General features: G+C 69.8%; 15 protein-coding genes. 5 read left to right on the top strand and 10 right to left on the bottom strand.

From position 1 onward, the window contains the following. Window positions 1–297: 297 nt before the first annotated feature. A complete protein-coding gene (locus tag ACW5F0_RS12180) occupies window positions 298–1008 on the top strand; it encodes a hypothetical protein (RefSeq protein WP_456966130.1) in 711 nt (236 codons plus the stop codon). 36 nt (window positions 1009–1044) lie between these two features. Here ACW5F0_RS12180 and ACW5F0_RS12175 read toward each other — a convergent pair whose 3' ends face one another. From ACW5F0_RS12175 to ubiK, 4 genes are all read right to left on the bottom strand, one after another. Further along, a complete protein-coding gene (locus ACW5F0_RS12175) occupies window positions 1045–1719 on the bottom strand; it encodes an RES family NAD+ phosphorylase (RefSeq protein ID WP_456966131.1) in 675 nt (224 codons plus the stop codon). Then, a complete protein-coding gene (locus ACW5F0_RS12170; protein ID WP_456966132.1) occupies window positions 1719–2117 on the bottom strand; it encodes an MbcA/ParS/Xre antitoxin family protein in 399 nt (132 codons plus the stop codon). Before ACW5F0_RS12170 ends, ACW5F0_RS12175 begins: the two co-directional genes overlap by 1 nt. Window positions 2118–2206: 89 nt before the next feature. Beyond that, a complete protein-coding gene (locus ACW5F0_RS12165) occupies window positions 2207–3730 on the bottom strand; it encodes a YifB family Mg chelatase-like AAA ATPase (protein ID WP_456966133.1) in 1524 nt (507 codons plus the stop codon). A 10-nt stretch (window positions 3731–3740) separates the two neighbouring features. Then, window positions 3741–4037, bottom strand: a complete 297-nt coding sequence (ubiK, locus tag ACW5F0_RS12160; protein WP_456999819.1) for a ubiquinone biosynthesis accessory factor UbiK — start codon at window positions 4035–4037, stop codon at window positions 3741–3743. Between the two features lie 144 nt (window positions 4038–4181). On the opposite strand from ubiK, the gene ACW5F0_RS12155 reads away from it, so the two are divergent. Continuing rightward, on the top strand, window positions 4182–4520 hold the full coding sequence (locus tag ACW5F0_RS12155) for a P-II family nitrogen regulator (RefSeq protein WP_132998728.1): 339 nt from the start codon (window positions 4182–4184) through the stop codon (window positions 4518–4520). A gap of 132 nt (window positions 4521–4652) precedes the next feature. Here ACW5F0_RS12155 and speE read toward each other — a convergent pair whose 3' ends face one another. Next, window positions 4653–5501: a polyamine aminopropyltransferase gene (gene speE / locus ACW5F0_RS12150; protein ID WP_456966135.1), complete on the bottom strand. Its 849-nt coding sequence runs from the start codon at window positions 5499–5501 to the stop codon at window positions 4653–4655. Window positions 5502–5612: 111 nt separating this feature from the next. On the opposite strand from speE, the gene ACW5F0_RS12145 reads away from it, so the two are divergent. From ACW5F0_RS12145 to ACW5F0_RS12135, 3 genes are all read left to right on the top strand, one after another. Continuing rightward, window positions 5613–7466 (top strand): M48 family metallopeptidase, encoded by a 1854-nt coding sequence (locus tag ACW5F0_RS12145; protein ID WP_456966136.1) that lies wholly within the window; start codon window positions 5613–5615, stop codon window positions 7464–7466. A 76-nt stretch (window positions 7467–7542) separates the two neighbouring features. Then, a complete protein-coding gene (gene speA, locus ACW5F0_RS12140; protein WP_456966137.1) occupies window positions 7543–9432 on the top strand; it encodes an arginine decarboxylase in 1890 nt (629 codons plus the stop codon). Between the two features lie 79 nt (window positions 9433–9511). Then, entirely contained in the window at window positions 9512–10198 is a 687-nt protein-coding gene (locus ACW5F0_RS12135; protein WP_456966138.1) for a MarC family NAAT transporter, read from the top strand. A 65-nt stretch (window positions 10199–10263) separates the two neighbouring features. On the opposite strand, the gene ACW5F0_RS12130 is transcribed toward ACW5F0_RS12135, so the two are convergent. From ACW5F0_RS12130 to argS, 5 genes are all read right to left on the bottom strand, one after another. Then, window positions 10264–10722, bottom strand: coding sequence for a DMT family transporter (locus tag ACW5F0_RS12130; protein WP_456966139.1), 459 nt, complete (start codon window positions 10720–10722; stop codon window positions 10264–10266). Between the two features lie 58 nt (window positions 10723–10780). Continuing rightward, entirely contained in the window at window positions 10781–11539 is a 759-nt protein-coding gene (locus tag ACW5F0_RS12125; protein WP_456999871.1) for an SDR family NAD(P)-dependent oxidoreductase, read from the bottom strand. A gap of 7 nt (window positions 11540–11546) precedes the next feature. After that, on the bottom strand, window positions 11547–11948 hold the full coding sequence (locus tag ACW5F0_RS12120) for a hypothetical protein (protein ID WP_456966141.1): 402 nt from the start codon (window positions 11946–11948) through the stop codon (window positions 11547–11549). A gap of 75 nt (window positions 11949–12023) precedes the next feature. Continuing rightward, window positions 12024–12809 (bottom strand): SPOR domain-containing protein, encoded by a 786-nt coding sequence (locus tag ACW5F0_RS12115; RefSeq protein WP_456966142.1) that lies wholly within the window; start codon window positions 12807–12809, stop codon window positions 12024–12026. Continuing rightward, entirely contained in the window at window positions 12810–14498 is a 1689-nt protein-coding gene (gene argS, locus ACW5F0_RS12110; RefSeq protein ID WP_456966143.1) for an arginine--tRNA ligase, read from the bottom strand. Window positions 14499–14517: the final 19 nt, after the last annotated feature.

The raw sequence follows: 14517 nt of genomic DNA, 5'->3' as shown, positions 1-14517 counted from the left end.
GGCGCACGGCCGGGATGCACCGACCCGTCCTCACCAGTGACTGAAGGAGCCGTGGCACAGCGGCCTGCCCGTTTTTGTCCTAGGCTCTGGCTGCGCAGGATGGCAGCAGGCATGGAGCGTGGACGAATGGATGGGGATCCTGGGGAAGGGCTGCAGCACGGGCTTCCACGAAGCACCAAGTGAAGGAGTGAGCCGACCGTGCTTCGTGCGTTGATCCTCGTCCTGCTTGTTGCCCTTTGCCCTTCGTGCGTTCGTGGTCCAGCGGCTGACGAGAGTCCATGCACTGTTGAGCCGGCCTTGGCCACCTGGATGGCGTCGGTACTGGAAGACACCGACGTGCTCGTCTTTGGCGAGCTGCATGGCAATGCCGAGTCACCGGCAGCGTTCAAGCGGATGGTGTGTGCGACCTTGGCGAGTGCGGACAGGGCTCTGGTCGGGCTCGAGCTGCCTGAGTCCGCCGTCGACGTGGTGCGTGCGCAGGTCGGCGAGGCGATGTCCTCCGCGGCAGCGACCGGTTCGGAGTTCTGGTCCAGGGCCCACGACGGCCGCACAAGCGTCGCCATGTTCGACCTCGTCGAATGGCTCGTGCACATCGAGGCAGCCGGACGCATCCAGCTGCTCGGAATCGACATGCGTGTCACTGGCCGCGAACCGTTCGGGACCACCTCGGGCATGCATCTGCGGCGGGTGCTTTCCCCGGCCGGCGAAGACGCACGCAAGATCCTCCTCTTGACCGGTCGCGGCCATTCCGACTTCCACGGGGGCGGACACAGTATTTCCGAGGATCTCGCCTCGCATGGCATCGCAACGCTTTCCGTGGAGCTCATGCCGACCGGAGGTGCGAGCTGGGTGTGCCGCTTCGGACGCTGCGGTGTGTCGGACGCGCCGCGCGGGGAATGCGGCGTGGGAGGGGATGTGCCTGGTGCGTACGAAGAACGCGACGTCCATCGGCGCCGCGCCACGCTGTGCCTGGGTCCCGTGACGCCATCGTTGCCCAAGGTCCAGTGACATCGGCGGCACCTGGAAAGAACGCGCCGATGCGAATCAGAGCGGTACCGCCCTCGCCTCGGTGACGTGCGCGATCCGTTCCCCATTCCAGTGGTACTGCAGATGCGGACCCTGGTGCACCGGCTTCAACACGTCCGGGTAGAGCGCGGCCACGCAGGTGCCACCCGGCGCGCGCACGCTGTCATAGACGATGCCGTTGCTGCCTTCCGCCCGCAGCTCGACCGCGAAGCGCTGGCTGGCGACGTAGCTGTCGGGGTCGTGGAGTCCGGGGTACGCGCCGCGGATGTCGTGCAGGCGGGTGTCGATGTCGCCGACGTAGCAGCGCATGTCCAGGACGCAGGCGGGCTCGTTCGTGCTGCTCAGGAAGCGCTCCCTGTGGAAGACCGTCTCCCGCACCGCGGTCTGCTGTTCGCGGGCGCAGTAATAGACGCCGTACCAACCGGGGGTAAAGCGCGAGCCCTCGGGGTTTCGATGGGTGAAGGCCGCCATGATCGGCGTGGTGCCCGGGCCTGCGACGCGCCGGCGCGGGGGCACCAGTTCGATCGCGCCGAATTCTTCGCGCATCCGCGGGTTGGTCATCGACTCGAGTTCGTGCAGGGCGTCGATGTCGGCCGGGTCGGCGATCGCATCGAACACGCCCACGGGCGGGAAGCGGCTCGACACGATGCGGTATGTCGACCGGAACCGCACCCGCGTCACGGGGACCGGCATCAGCCCCAGCCCCGCTGCGCGTCCAGGTACTGGCGCACGACGAAGAGGTCGGCGACCTGGCCGCCGAGCATCCGGTCCAGCGCCGGTCGGCCGCCCAGCAGCGGTGTCGCGTTGGGGCGGCGGACCCATTCGTCGGCCTGGCGTTCGTTGCTGAAGATCAGGTGCAGCGCTTTGTAGATACCCAGGACGTAGCTGACGCGCTCGAGGGCGTCATGCGGAAGCTGGCCGCTGCGGTCCCGCTTCCAGCGGAAAAACGTGGACCGGCCGGGGCTGCCCAGCAGCACGCGTTCCTGCTCGGCGCTGAGGCCCCAGCGTTCGGTGATGCTGAAGAATGCGCGGAGCGCGGGGCCGGCGAGTTCGCGGCGGGCGGGTGCATTGACTGCGTGGAGCTGCGCCATGGCTAATGTCCTTTAGTGGACTGTGCAGGCAGTATAGTCCCAAAAGAGACTTTATTCCAGTTCGCGCGATCCGGCGTCAAGACCGTGTTTCAAGCGGCGACCTGGCTCCGCGGGTCGATGCCCCTGTATCCCAGTGCTTCCGCCAGGTGCGCGCTGCCGATGGACTCGCTGCCGGCGAGATCCGCGATCGTCCGCGCCACGCGCAGGATCCGGTGCATCGCCCGGGCCGACAGTTGCAGGCTGTCGATGGCGCGTTCGAGCAGGGCCTGGTCCGCAGCGCCCAGGCGGCAGTGCGCCGCGGTACCAGCCTGGTCGAGGTGGGCGTTGAGCACGCCTGCCCGCGCGGTTTGGCGCTCGCGCGCGGCCTCGACGCGTGCGCGGACGGCGGCGCTGGATTCCCCCGGCGCCGCATCCAGCCGCAGTTCGGTGGATGACACCCGCGGCACGTCCACATGCAGGTCGATGCGGTCCAGCAGCGGCCCCGACACCCGCATGCGATAGCGCTGCACGGCATCGACGCCGCACTGGCAGCGGCCCGACGCATCGCCTGCCCAGCCACAGGGGCACGGATTCATGGCGGCGACGAGCTGGAAGCGCGCGGGGAACTCGCTCTGCCGGGCTGCGCGCGACACGGTGACCGTGCCCGATTCCAGGGGCTGGCGCAGCACTTCAAGGACATGGCGGCTCCACTCCGGCAATTCGTCCAAAAACAGCACGCCGTGGTGCGCCAAGGATATTTCTCCGGGCCGCGGCTCGCTTCCGCCGCCGGCCAGGGCGATGGCGCTGGCGGTGTGGTGCGGCGCGCGGAACGGCCGCTGCAGCCAGCGCGCAGGATCGATGCCGCGGCCGCTGACCGAGGCGATGGCCGCGGTCTCCAGGGCTTCGGCCTCGCTGGCGGGGGGCAGGATGCCCGGCAGCCGCGACGCGAGCAGGGTCTTGCCGCAGCCCGGGCTGCCCGAGAGCAACAGGTGATGGCCGCCGGCCGCGGCGATCTCAAGCGCGCGCCGTGCCCGCAATTGCCCCCGGACGTCGGCGAGGTCGGGAACGCCGGCTGCGGGGCCCGTGTCGACGGGCCGGGCCTCGGCCTTCGGCAGCGGCCGCTGCCCGGTCAGGTGGGCGCAGACTTCCGACAGCGTGCGCGCCACGCGCACGTCCACGCCTGCGGCCAGGGCGGCCTCGGCGCCGTTGTCGGCCGGCACCACCAGCACCCGGCCGGCCTCGCCGCAGGCCAGCGCCGCCGGCAGCACGCCATCGACTGCACGCAGTTCGCCGCTCAGGCCCAGCTCGCCCAGGAACTCGTGTCCCGCCAGGGCCGTGCGCGGCAGCTGCCCACTGGCCGCAAGGATCCCGAGCGCAATCGGCAGGTCGAAGCGACCACCGCCCTTGGGCAGGTCGGCCGGGGCCAGGTTCACCGTGGTGACCCGTGGCGGGAACTCGTACTGGGCGCAGCGGATGGCCGCGCGCACGCGGTCCTTGGACTCGCGGACCGCGGCCTCCGGCAGGCCGACCATCGACATCCGCGGCAGGCCGCCGCTCATGTAGACCTCGACCGTCACTTCCGGCGCGCGTACGCCGGCGCGTGCACGGCCGTGCACGATCGCAAGACCCGCCATGGCAGGAACCTCAGTGGGGTTGTTGCGGCGCCGGTGGCGCAGCCGTGCTACCGCCGTTGCCGCCGGCAAGCTGGGCCTCGAGCTGGGTGACCTGGGCCTGCAGCGCCTCGAGCTTCTCGCGCGTGCGCAACAGTACCGCCTGCTGGACGTCGAACTCCTCGCGGGTCACCAGGTCCAGGCGTGCCAGCCCCGCCTGCAGCACGGACTTGAAGTTTTCCTGCAGCTCCTCGCGGCCCTCGCGCAGGCCGGGGGGCACCAGGCTGCTGAGGCGGCGGGCGAGGTCGTCGATGTGGCCGAGGTCGATCATGGGGGTGTCCTCCGGTGTTGCAGTCAGCGTGGTCGCCACGCGGGTCCCGCGCCATCGGCCCGGTGCGTGCGTGCGGGTGGGAAAAAGCCCGTCGCCCGTGCCGGGCCGCGTTATGCTGCGCGCACTGCAAGCGGAGGCTGCGTGATGAAGATGATCATGGCGATCATCAAGCCGTTCAAGCTCGACGACGTCCGCGAGGCGCTGTCGGAAGCCGGCGTGGCCGGGATCACCGTCACCGAGGTGAAGGGGTTCGGTCGCCAGAAGGGCCACACCGAGCTTTATCGGGGCGCCGAGTACGTCATCGACTTCCTGCCCAAGATCAAGCTCGAGGTCGCGGTCACCGACGACCAGGCGGAACTGGTCACCGAGGCGATCCTGAAGGCCGCGTCCACCGGCAAGATCGGCGACGGCAAGGTCTTCGTCTACGACCTCGAGCGCGCGGTGCGCATCCGTACCGGCGAGCTCGACGCCGACGCCCTCTGAGGTCTCCGCAGGAAGAAGTCAGCTGTGGGGGCGGCTATAGCCGCGATTGGCCCGAATCGCGGCTATAGCCGCTCCCACGAAAGCTGCTCCCGCAGAAGTCCCTCCCGCAGCAGCAGCTAGCAGTGCCCCGCTTCAGCCCAGCGCTTCGGCCACGAATGGCGGCAGCACCTGCGCGGCCTTGTGGATGTCGGTGCTGTAGTACTTCGTCGCAAAGGCCTTCGCGCGCGCGTCGTCTTCGCGGAAGCCGAACCCGCGGCCATCCTTGCGCGCCAGCGTGCAGCTCCACCAGCCGGTCGGGTAGCAGGGCTGTGGGAAGGGCAGGGTCTGGAAGCTGTCGAAACCGGCCTTGCCCATCTCCGCGCGCATGGCCTGGATCAGCTCGAGCAACACCAGGGGAGACTCCGACTGCTGCACCAGGATGCCGTCGTCCTTCAGCGCGCGGAAGCAGCTTTCGAAGAAGCTCTTGTTGAACAGTCCTTCGGCCGGACCCACCGGGTCGGTCGAGTCCACGATCACCACGTCCAAGCTGCCCGGCGCGCAGTTCGCCATGTAGGCGATGCCGTCGTCGAACATCACCTCGGCGCGCGGATCGCCATTGGATTCGCACAGCTCGGGGAAGTACTTCTCCGCCATGCGCGTGACCTGCTCGTCGATGTCGCACTGCACGGCCTTTTCGACGCCCGGATGCTTCAGCACTTCGCGCAGCGTGCCGCAGTCACCGCCGCCGATGATCACCACCTGCTTCGGGTCGATGTGGGTGAACAGCGCGGGGTGCGTCATCATCTCGTGGTAGAGGAAGTTGTCGCGCGTGGTGACCATCATCGCGCCATCGATGAGCATGACGTTGCCCCAGTCGGTCGACTCATGGATCTCGATCTTCTGGAACGGCGACTGCACCTCGTCGAGCTTGCGCGTGACGCGGTAGCCGATGGCGGAGCCGGCGGGATCGAAGTTCTCGTACAACCAGTGCGGGGTGCTCATGGGGGCATCCGGAAGCGGGGATGAAGGCCGCGGATTGTAGCGGACCGGTCGTGGCCGACTTAGCATTGGTGACGGGTCGGGCGCAGGGGGCGCCTGTGGGGAGGGGACGGGATGACCAATGAGGAGCGGCGCGCGCTGGTCGCGCGCCTGGAGCAGGCCGCGCGCCGATCGCCGCGTGCCTACCGGTTCAAGCTCGCGCTGCTGGCCTGCTTGGGCTTCGCGGTGCTGGGCGGCGCCGTGCTGATCGCGCTGGGCATGTCGGCCGGGCTCGTGCTGGTGCTGCTCGCGATCAGCCCGGTGCTGCTGCTGAAGCTGGCGAACGTGGTGTGGATCCCGATCGGCTTCGGGCTGCTGGTGCTGCGGGCGCTGTGCATGCGCTTCAAGCGCCCGTCCGGCTTCCGCCTGCGGCGGGGCGAGGCGCCGGAGCTGGAAGCCGAGGTCGAGCGCCTGCGTCGTGCCGCCGGCGCGTCCCGGCTGGCCGGCATCGTGATCGACCAGGAGCTCAACGCCGCCGCGGTCAGTCTGCCGCGGGCCATGGGCCTGCTGGGCCACCAGCACTGGCTGGTGCTGGGGCTGCCGCTGATGCAGCTGCTGGACCGCGACCAGTTCGCCGCCGTGATCGCGCACGAGTTCGGGCATTTCGGCGGCGGACATTCGCGATTCGCGGGCTGGATCCATCGCGTCCGCGGCAGTTGGTATCGACTGCTTGTCGAGCTCCACGAACGCGGCAGCCGCGCCGGGCGTGTATTCGCCCGCTTCTTCGACTGGTACGCGCCCTGGTTCGACGCCTGGAGCTTCGTGCTCGCGCGCGACAACGAATACCAGGCCGATGCGACCGCTGCACGCATCGCCGGCGGCGAGGTGATCGGGCAGGCGCTGGTGCGGCTACACGTGGGTTCGGCGCGCCTGGCGCAGGACTTCTGGCCCGCCGTGTCCGACGCGAACCTGCGCGAAGCTGCGCCGCCGTCCATGCTGTTCCGGGACATGGCCGCCGCCCTCCGCCACGGCCATGCCGACGACGGCCAACGCATCGCCTTGCGCCTGGCGGAGAGCCCTGGCGTGGACGATACCCATCCCACCCTGGCGCAGCGGCTGGAGGCGCTGGGCGTGGAAGCGGTCGAACCGCCACCGCCCGTGGAGAGTGCGGCCGAGGCCTTGCTGGGTGCGCTGCTACCGCAGCTTGAGGAATCGTTCAGCGCCGAATGGCGGGCACGCATCGAAGGGCACTGGCGCGAGCGCTACATGCAGCACGGTGCCAACCTTGAGCGGCTCGGCGAACTCGAAGCCGGGGAGGTGCTGCTGCCGGACGAGATGGTCGAGCACGCACGACTGGTCGAGGAGCTCCACCCGCAGGTGGACGCCCTGCCGCTTTACCGCCGCGCGGTGGCCGCGGCGCCCGAGGATGCCTTCGCCCGGTTCCGCCTGGCCCTGCTGCTGCTGGCTCGCGACGACCGCTCCGGTATCGACGAGATGCGGCGCGTGATCGCGCTGGAAGCGGGCAGCGAAGAGGTCGTGCTGCGCGAGCTGGCTGCGTTCCACCAGCGGCAGGGCGACGATGCGGCGATTGCCGCGCTGCAGGCCGAGTTCGACGATCTGCGCGCCCGCGCGGCCCGGGCCGACCGCGCGCGCAACGAACTCCGGGGGCGCGATGTCTTCGTCGGGCACGGGCTGGACGACGAGGCGCTGCGCGATGCCCGCGCCGTGCTGGGCAGGGCCAAGGGCGTTGCGAAGGCCTGGATCGTGCGCAAGGTGCTGGAGGGCGATCCGCGCGCCATGCCGCACTTCGTCGTGCGCATCCGCCTGGGCGGGCTGATACGGAGCCAGGAAGAGGTCATCGGTCGGGTGGCCCGGGGCCTGCGCCTGCCCGGGACCGTGATGGTCTTCACCGCCGAGCACGGCCGTCGCGTCGCGTACCGCGTGCGCAAGGCCGCGGGAGCGCCGACCTACCAGCGCGGCAGGCACTGAGCGCCGCTGCGTGCATGGGGTGCCGGCGCGCGGGGCTAGAATGCGCGCCTCCCCCCACGCTCCCGGATTGCTGCCCATGACCGCCTGGTCCATCGACCAAGCCCGCAAGACCTACTCGATCCCGCACTGGTCCTCGGGCTATTTCGACGTCGATGCGGCCGGCCGCGTCGTGGTGCGTCCGCGTGGCGCCGGCGGACCGGCGATCGCGCTGCCCGAGGTCGTGGATCGTGCGCGCGAACAGGGCGCGAACCTGCCGATGCTGGTGCGCTTCCCCGACGTGCTGGGCGACCGCCTGGGCGCGCTGCAGGCGGCGTTCGCGCAGGCGCAGGCGGACTGGGAGTACACCGGCGGCTACACGGCGGTCTATCCGATCAAGGTCAACCAGCATCGCGGGGTGGCAGGGACGCTGGCCTCGCACGCGGGCGAAGGCTTTGGCCTGGAGGCCGGCAGCAAGCCGGAGCTGATGGCGGTGCTGGCGCTGTCGCGCCCGGGCGGCCTGGTGATCTGCAACGGCTACAAGGACCGCGAGTACATCCGCCTGGCGCTGATCGGTCGCAAGCTGGGCATGGACGTCTTCATCGTGGTGGAGAAGCCCTCCGAACTGCGGCTGGTGATGGAGGAGTCCAAGGCGCTGGGCGTGGAGCCGGTGCTTGGCGTGCGCATGCGCTTGGCCACGCTCGGCGCGGGCAAATGGCAGAACTCCGGCGGCGACAAGGCCAAGTTCGGCCTCAGTCCGCGGCAGCTGCTGGACCTGTGGAAGTCGCTGCGCGATGCCGGCATGGGAGATGCGCTCAAGCTGCTGCACTTCCACATGGGCTCGCAGATTTCCAACGTGCGCGACATCGCGCGCGGCATGCGCGAGGCCACGCGCTACTTCGTGGAACTGTCGCAGCTGGGCGCGTCGATCGACTATGTCGACGTGGGCGGCGGCCTCGGCATCGACTACGAAGGCACGCGCTCGCGTAGCTACAACTCGGTCAACTACGGCATGGCGCAGTACGCGTCGAACATCGTGCAGCCGCTGGCCGACGCCTGTGCCGAGGCCGGCCTGCGCCAGCCACGCATCGTCACCGAGTGCGGGCGCGCGATGACCGCGCACCACGCGGTGCTGGTGGCCAACGTGTCCGAGGTCGAGGCCGCGCCCGAGGGCCGCGTGCCCGACGAGCACGACGACGAGCCCGCGGTGATCCGCCACCTGCGCGAGATCCATTCCGAACTCGATGAGCGCCCGGCGGTTGAGCTGTTCCACGAGGCCCAGCACCACTATGCCGAGGGCCTGAGCCTGTACGCGCTGGGGCAGTTGGACCTCGTGCACCGCGCGCGCATCGACGACCTGTTCTACGCCATCGCCCACGCGGTGAAGGCGCGCCTGACGTATGACGAGAAGAGCCACCGCCCGGTGCTCGACGAACTCAGCGAGCGCCTGGTCGACAAGTACTTCGTCAACTTCAGCGTGTTCGAGTCGATGCCCGACGTCTGGGCGATCGACCAGGTGTTCCCGATCGTGCCGATCGAGCGCCTGGACGAGGCGCCGACGCGTCGCGGCACCATCGCGGACCTCACCTGCGACTCCGACGGCAAGATCGACACCTACGTCGAGAACGAGGACCTGGACAGCTCGCTGCCGCTGCACGCACTGCGCGCCGGTGAAAGCTACCGCCTGGGCTTCTTCCTCGTGGGGGCCTACCAGGAGATCCTGGGCGACATCCACAACCTGTTCGGCGACACCGACGTCATCGCGGTGAAGGTGGACGGTGACGGCTACGCGATCGCCCAGCAGCGCCGCGGCGACACCACCGACGTGATGCTCGATTACGTCGGCTACCGGCTCGAGGACCTGCGCCAGAGCTATGCCGACAAGGTCGCAGCCGCGGGCCTGCCTGCCGACGAGGCCGCGGGCCTGGCCGCGGACCTGGAAGCCGGCCTGACCGGTTACACCTACCTCGACGACACGCCGCTGGGCTGAAGCGTGACGCGGCGCATGGCCCGCCGGCTGCACGAAGGGCTGGATTGCGCGAGAATCGCGCGGAAACCGGGAGCGGACCGTGCTGGAACTGTTGATGGCGGTGGGAGTCGGGCTGGCGATGCTGCTGCCGCTGGCCAATCCGTTGACGACCGTGGCGCTGATGATGGGCCTGTCGCGCGGCATGAGCGAGGCCGAGCGCGACCGGCAGGCGTTCAAGGCGTCCTGCTACGTGTTCACGATCATGGTGGCGTCGTTCTACGCCGGCCAGCTGGTGATGAACGTGTTCGGCATCTCGATCACCGGCCTGCGCATCGCCGGCGGCTTGATCGTGGCCTTCATCGGCTTCCGCATGCTGTTCCCGCAGCAGAAGCTGGAGGAGACGCCGGAAGTGGAGCGGCGTGCCGAGGAACTGCGCCAGCACCGCACCGAGGACATCGCCTTCATTCCGTTGGCCATGCCCAGCACCGCCGGGCCGGGCACGATCGCGCTGATCATCAGCACCGCTGCGGCGATGCAGGACGACCTTCCCTGGTCGGGGTGGGTGCTGAACGTGGCGCCGGTGCTGACCTTCTTCATCGCCAGCGTGATCCTGCTGCTGTGCCTGCGCAGTGCCGGCCGCATCATGCGTTTCCTTGGCCAGAGTGGCGTGGAGGCGTTCTCGCGGCTGATGGGCTTCCTGCTGGTGTGCCTGGGCGTCCAGTTCGTGATCAACGGCGTTTACGAGATCTTCAAAGACCTGCACATGCTGGCGCAATCCGCCCTGTAGACCCGGCTGGAGCCGGATGTCCCTTGACCCTCTTTGGGCGGTGGGGGTTGGATGCGCTGCGGCGGCTACGCTGCCGGTGAGCGCCAGGGCGCTGCCACCAGCAGCACGCCCAGCAGCACCAGCATCGCACCGGTCACGCGTATCCAGTCCGCGTGCCGCGGTGCCTGCAGCACGCCGTAATGATCCAGCAGCAGCGATGCCACCAGTTGTCCGAACACCGCCAGGCAGATCGCCGCGGCCGCGCCGACGCGCGGGATCAGCAGCGTGAACACCGCCACGTAGACCGCGCCCAGCACGCCGCCGATCCAGATCCAGGCCGGGAAGCGCGCGTCCGCTGCGGCGCCCCAGGGCGTTCGCGCCGCCAGCAGCCAGGTGCCCAGCACCACGGTGCCGACCAGGAACGATGCGAAGGCCGCCATCACCGGCCCGTGTAGCGCCGTCGCCAAGCGCGCGTTGACCAGGCCCTGCAGCGGCAGCATGGCGCCGATGGCCACGATCGCGAGCATGGCCAGCCAGGGATTCATGCGCTGCGTCCGTCCGCTGCCACCTGCGGTCTTCCTGCAGCCGCAGGCACGGCCCGCTTCATTCCGCCGGCATCCGGTGGATCTGCAGTCCCGCCAGCGACTGGCTCACCGGCATCACTTCCAGGCGATTGATGTTGAGGTGCGGCGGCAGGTTGGCGACCCACCACGTGGATTCGGCGATGTCGCTGGCGGTGATCGGCTGCGTTCCCGCGTACAGCGCATCCGACGCGGCACTGTCGCCACCGGTGCGCACGAGGGTGAACTCGGTTTCCGCCAGGCCGGGCTCGATAACGCTCACGCGCACGCCGGTGCCGTGCAGGTCGGAGCGCAGGTTGAGCGAGAACTGCTCGACGAAGGCCTTGGTCGCGCCATAGACGTTGCCGCCGGGATACGGATACACGCCGGCGATCGAGCCGATATTGACGATCGCGCCGCGGCGCTCGATCAGCGTCGGAAGCATGCGGTGGGTCATCGTGACCAGGGCGGTGACGTTGGTGTCGATCATCTGCCGCCACTGGGCGAGGTCGCTGGCCTGCGCCGGCGCGGTGCCCAGGGCGAGCCCGGCGTTGTTGACCAGGAGGTCGACGCCGCGAAACGGTTCGGGAATCGCGTCCAGCGCGGCGGCCATGGCGTCGGCATCGCGGATGTCGAAGCAGGCGGTGTGGATGCGGTCCGGCCCCAGGCGCGCGGCCAGGGCATCGAGCCGGTCCTGGCGGCGCCCGGTGGCGACGGCGCGCCAGCCGGAGGACACGAAGCGCTCCACGATCGCGGCGCCGAAGCCGGCAGTGGCGCCGGTGACGAGGAGGGTCTTCATGATCGCGATTCTACGCCGGCGCGGAGAGTTTCTTTTTCGCCGGAGGCTTCCGCGCGGCGGGCGTGGCGACGCTCCTGCCTGGCTTGCACGCCGTGGTGTTCACTGCCAGCGCGGCCGCCGGCCTGCGCTTGCGCCCGGTGGCGGCCTTGCCCGCCGTCCGCGCCTTGGTGGCCCGGTGCTTCTGCAGCATGTCCTCGGCCAGCACGATGTCCTCGGACAGGATGCCGGCGGCGCGCGCGACCGCGATCCGCGTTGCCGCACGGTTCTCGTCGGGATTGGCCATCAGCAGCTCGCGGATGGCCCCGCGCAGCGCGGCCTCTGCGTCGTGCTTGAGCCTGAGTTCGCTGCCTTCGCGGAACAGCGCCAGCAGCGCGTCCACGACCGGCTTGATGAGTGCGGCTTCGATCGCCATCGCGGGCTCTCCTCCTGGGAAGGAGAGGCTACGGGGCGGCGGTCGCAGCGGCCGCGACCGCCGGGGCGGGCGGCCTCAGCGGGCGCGGATCGCCAGCGCTTCCAGGCCGCCGTTGCCGAGCTTCTGCTTGGCTTCGGCCAGTTCGGACGCGGTGCCGTAAGGCCCCATGCGTACGCGGTGCATGGTGCGGCCGTCGATGTCGGCCGACTCCACGCGGGCGACCAGGCCGAGCATGGCGATGCGTGCCTTGAGCGCTTCGGCATCGCCATTGCTGGCGAACGAGCCGGCCTGGAGGATGTAGCGCGCGCCGTCGGCAGCAGGGGCGGCGGACGCGGTCGGCGACGCCGGCCGCGCGGGCGCGGGCTGTGGTGTGGCCGCAGGCGCCGCGGTGGCTGCGGGCGTGGCGGTATCGGCCAGGTCCGCAGCGTCGGCGTCGCGCTCGCGCTGCTGCGCTGCACGCTCGCGGTCCAGCAGTTCACGCTGTCGCGTCTGCTCGGCGCTCGCGCTGGCTGCCAGTTCAGCGTCGGTCATCGCCACTTCCTGGCCGGGGAGCAGGTCGTAGAACTCGTAGCGGGTTTCCGGCGGGCCTCCTTCGCGCGGCGTCGCGGCCGTGCGCGACGGGGCGGGAGCGTCCTCGGCCACGCTTTCTTCGCCTGCGTTGGCGGCGGCGGCCGGGCGCGCGTCCGGGTTCGGCGTCGGGCGGAAGAAGCCCTGCTCGCCATCGGACTTGAGCAGCTTCGGCACCGCCATCACCACCACGATCGTCAGCAGCACGCCGATGATCATCCACGCCCAGCCCGGCAGCGGCGCACTGCTGCCGCTGTTGCGACGGGCCTGGGACTTGCCGCGCTTCACTGCCACTTACATCGCCTCCGGGGCCTGCACGCCCAATACACCAAGTCCGTTTGCCAGCACCTGCCGCGTCGCGAGCGCGAGCGCCAGGCGGCCGTCGCGCAGGTCGGCGTCGTCGACCAGGAACTGGTGATCGTTGTAATACGACTGGAACGCCTGTGCCAGCTCCAGCAGGTACTGCGCCACGAGGTGCGGTTCGAGCAGCTGTCCGGCCGTGGCCAGCAGTTCCGGCCAGCGGCTGATCGAAGTCACCAGCTCGAGCGTGGCGGCGCTGTCCAGGTCCAGCGGCTGCGCCAGGCCGTTGTCGCGGTCGAATGCCAGGCTGCGTTCGTCCATCTGCCGCAGCAGGCCGCAGATCCGGGCGTGCGAGAGCTGCACGTAGTAGACCGGGTTGTCGAGCGACTGGCTGCGCGCCAGGTCGATGTCGAACACCAGCTGCGAGTCGGGTTTGCGCGCAACCAGGAACCAGCGGGTGGCGTCGCGGCCGGCTTCGTCGATCAGGTCGCGCAGGGTGAGGTAGCTGCCTGCGCGCTTGCTGAGCTTCACTTCCTCGCCGCCGCGCATCACGGTGACCATCTGGTGCAGCACGTACTCGGGATAGCCCTGCGGAATGCCCTTGTCGAGCGCCTGCAGGCCGGCCTTCACCCGCGCCAGCGAGCCGTGGTGGTCGGCGCCGAGTTCGGTGATCGCGCGCTCATAGCCGCGCTCCCACTTCGACAGGTGATAGGCGACGTCGGGCACGAAATAGGTGTAGGTGCCGTCGGACTTGCGCATCACGCGGTCCTTGTCGTCGCCGAAGTCGGTGGTGCGCAGCCACAACGCGCCGCCCTCTTCATAGGCGTGGCCGCGTTCGTCGAGCTGGCGCACGGTGTCCTCCACCTTGCCCTCGCTGTACAGCGAGGACTCGAGGAAATACACGTCGAAGGACACGCCGAAGGCGGCGAGGTCGCCGTTCTGCTCGTTGCGCAGCCAGGCCACCGCGAAGCGGCGGATCGCATCGATGTCGTCGGCGTCGCCGTTGCCGGTCACCACCTGGCCTTCCACCTCGACGCTGCCGCGGTCGAGGAAGGCGCGGGCCACGTCGGCGATGTAGTCGCCGCGGTAGCCGTCCTCGGGCCAGCCGGCGTCGTCGGGGCGGATGCCGCGCGCGCGCGCCTGCACCGACTTCGCCAGGTTCTCGATCTGCACCCCGGCGTCGTTGTAGTAGTACTCGCGCTTCACGTCCCAGCCGTTGGCATCGAGCACGCGCGCGATGCAGTCGCCGATCACGGCCGCGCGACCATGGCCGACGTGCAGCGGACCGGTGGGATTGGCCGAGACGTACTCGACGCCGGCCACGCGCCCGGCGCCGCTGGCGTTGCGGCCATAGGCCGGGCCCTGCGCGTGCACGTCGCGCAGCTGGCGCTGCCATGCGGCGGGCGACAGGCGGAAATTCAGGAAGCCCGGGCCGGCGATCTCGACCGCGGCGATGTCGCCGCCGACCGAAATCGCCGCGGCCAGCGCCTGCGCCACCACGCGCGGATTGCTGCGCGCCGGCTTCGCCAGCAGCAACGCTGCGTTGCTGGAGAAGTCACCGTGCGCGCGCTCCTTCGGGCGCTCGATCACGAAATCGGGCGTCACGAGGTCGGAGGGCAGGGTGCCTTGGTCGCGGAGCGTGGCGATGCCCTGTTCGACCAGGGCCTTGAGCGTTGATTTCACGGGGATTCGCGCAGGAACA

This window comes from Luteimonas sp. A534 (assembly GCF_054072805.1).
This window is presented reverse-complemented; position numbering and strand designations above follow the sequence as displayed.